We start from the raw sequence: 2,468 nt of genomic DNA, 5'->3' as shown, positions 1-2,468 counted from the left end.
CAGCGTTTCCTCAACGATCGCGGATTCAACGCCGGAACCGTCGACGGCGCCGTCGGCCCCAACACCATCCGCGGCCTCCAGCGCTTCCTCACCTACATCGGTTACGACACCGGCGGCATCGACGGCATCGCCGGAACCAAGACCAGGGCCGCCTGGAAGGCGTTCTCCAACCTCGGCGGAGGCTGGTGCTGACCCCCCGTCGCGGCGTACGACGGCGATCTGCACCGCGTAGGCGTTCTTCAGTCCCGTGATCTCCACATAGACGGAGACCAGCGAGTCGTGGGCGAGCAGGCCGCGGGCCCATGGTCCGGCCCACCCTCCACTCGGTCGTGCCGTGATGGAGGTCGGCGTGGACCATGCCGAGGAACCGGGCTCCGTCGCAAGAAGCTGCGCCTGATCCCTACATGACAAGGGCGGGCAGTCCACGCAGTACAGTCGGTGAGGGGTGTCGCAGCTGGCTCCAACGACTGCGACACCCGGACACGGAGGTGTCCGCACCCGTTCCGCACGGGCACTTACACCCCCATCAGGCGGCCGACCGTGCGTTCCTGGTCATCGGCGTACCCCGGCGAGAAGTTCCAGGCGAGCTGCGGTCCGCCAGCCCTTCAGCATCGCCTCGTAACCTGCTCGTCGAGCCGCAGCAGCGGCAGGGCCGTCGACCAGGTGTAGCCGAGCAGATCCCGGCGCGAGATCGTTCCCACCCATCCACGATCACACTCCGTCTATCGCATTTGACGCGACAATCTCGCATCAGATGCGACTCGGAGACGTCTTCGCACTTCAATCGCTCGAAGGCCGTGGCGTCAGAGGGTGATCAGCCCGGCTGATGTCTCCCTGAAGCCACAGGCATCGAAATAGAACGAACGCAGATGTTCCTCGAAGTCGACGTGAAGCCACTCGCATTTCGCGGCACGGGCTTCCTTGGCCGCAGCTGAGACAAGCGCGGCGCCAACCCCTCTCGACCGGCGATGCCGGGCGACCACCGTGTCCAGGATGAAAGCGTGAGCTCCGCCGTCCCAGACAACGTTGACGAAGCCGATCAGAGAGCCGTCTTCCCACGCGCAGACCCAGCCGATGCTGTGGCGCTCAAGTCGTGCTCGCCAGTCGGTCTGAGCGACCTTGGGGGGCCGAAGCCGTCGGCGTGCAGCGCGTTGAGGGACACATTGCCGAAGTCGCCCCGCCACTCGTACTTGATCGTCACGCCCGGGTCTTAGTGCCCGCACCCAGTCCGGTATTGACCGGAATCGATTACGGGACGAGGAGAACCCACTTGCGGAGGAGCTGGAAGCCTACGCGACCGAACATTTGGGGCTTGAGCATCTTGATCCGATTGACATGGCCTTCGACAGCGCCCGAGTTCCAGGGCAGGGTCAGTCCGGCGATGACGGCATCGAGGTCGCGGCCGATTCCGACGGCAAGGGTGTGGAGGCTGGGCAGATCGTCGTGCCTGAAAGCCAGTCCGGCAGGCACTCGCCCCGGCGCTCGGTGAGTATGGTCGCGAACGAGCGGACGTGGCGGGTGAGGGCGTCCAGTTCGGGGCAGTGGGTGCGGACCGTTAAGACTTCGCGTGCCGAGCCCATGCCTACGGAGTGATCTGCCTCACATGCCGTCACAGCGATCGATCACGCGGTGTCTTGAGGCCGAACCCCTTGAAGCGGAGGAGACACCATGGCTGAGAACACCGAATTGGTCGTGATCGGCGGCGGATACGCCGGCGTCATGGCCGCCAATCGCCTGACGCAGCGCGACGACGTGACAGTGACGCTGATCAACCCGCGCCCGACCTTCGTCGAGCGGGTCCGCCTGCACCAACTGGTGGGCGGGTCCCACGACGCGGTCGTCGAGTACCGAAAGGTCCTGGCCGAGGGCATCGGTCTGGTGGTCGACACCGTGACACGCATCGACGCGGCCGAGCGCAGCGTGGCGTTGGCGAGCGGCGGCACGGTCGGTTACGACTACCTGATCTATGCAGTGGGCAGTGGCAGCGCCGACCCGCGCGTGCCCGGAGCGGCCGAGTTCGCCTACCCGATTGGCAGTCTGGAGGAGGCGGAGCGGCTGCGGCCGGTCCTCGACGCCGCGCCCGCGACGGCCGCGGTGACGGTTGTCGGAGCCGGTCCGACCGGCATCGAGACCTCCGCCGAGCTGGCGGAGGCGGGCCGCGCTGTGACCCTGGTCTGCGGAGGGGTGCTCGGCCCGTACCTGCACCCGCGGGGGCGCCGCTCGGTTGCCAAGCGGCTGGCCAAGCTCGGTGTGACCGTGCTCGACGGCCCCGACGCGAAGGTGACAGCGGTGACGCGCGATGCCGTGCAGCTCAGTGGCGGCCGCAAGCTGCGGAGCAAGGTGACCATCTGGACCGCCGGATTCAGCGTGCCGGACCTGGCCGTGCGCAGCGGGCTGAGCACCGACGCCCTGGGCCGCCTGCTCACGGACGAGACGTTGACCAGCGTGGACGACGTGCGCCTCGTCGC

The 2,468-nt window shown here is 67.3% G+C and carries 3 protein-coding genes and 1 pseudogene; 2 read left to right on the top strand and 2 right to left on the bottom strand.

Going from position 1 to position 2,468, the window contains the following annotated elements; translation table 11 throughout:
- Positions 1-192 (top strand): peptidoglycan-binding protein (locus ACI2LP_RS34250; RefSeq protein WP_404728442.1); only part of this gene is annotated, 192 nt, incomplete at its 5' end.
- 611 nt (positions 193-803) lie between these two features.
- Here the strand turns inward: ACI2LP_RS34250 and ACI2LP_RS34245 are convergent.
- Together ACI2LP_RS34245 and ACI2LP_RS34240 are read right to left on the bottom strand one after the other, a co-directional pair.
- A pseudogene (locus ACI2LP_RS34245) lies at positions 804-1,201 on the bottom strand (GNAT family N-acetyltransferase).
- A gap of 47 nt (positions 1,202-1,248) precedes the next feature.
- The gene (locus ACI2LP_RS34240) at positions 1,249-1,470 is read right to left on the bottom strand and encodes a hypothetical protein (RefSeq protein ID WP_404728443.1); all 222 of its coding nucleotides are present in this window, start codon (positions 1,468-1,470) and stop codon (positions 1,249-1,251) included.
- A gap of 198 nt (positions 1,471-1,668) precedes the next feature.
- Between ACI2LP_RS34240 and ACI2LP_RS34235 the strand changes: the two genes are divergently transcribed.
- The coding region (locus ACI2LP_RS34235) for an NAD(P)/FAD-dependent oxidoreductase (protein ID WP_404728441.1) at positions 1,669-2,468 on the top strand (800 nt) is incomplete at its 3' end.

It is taken from the genome of Streptomyces sp. NPDC019890 (genome assembly GCF_044903445.1).
Lineage (GTDB): Bacteria > Actinomycetota > Actinomycetes > Streptomycetales > Streptomycetaceae > Streptomyces.
This window is presented reverse-complemented; position numbering and strand designations above follow the sequence as displayed.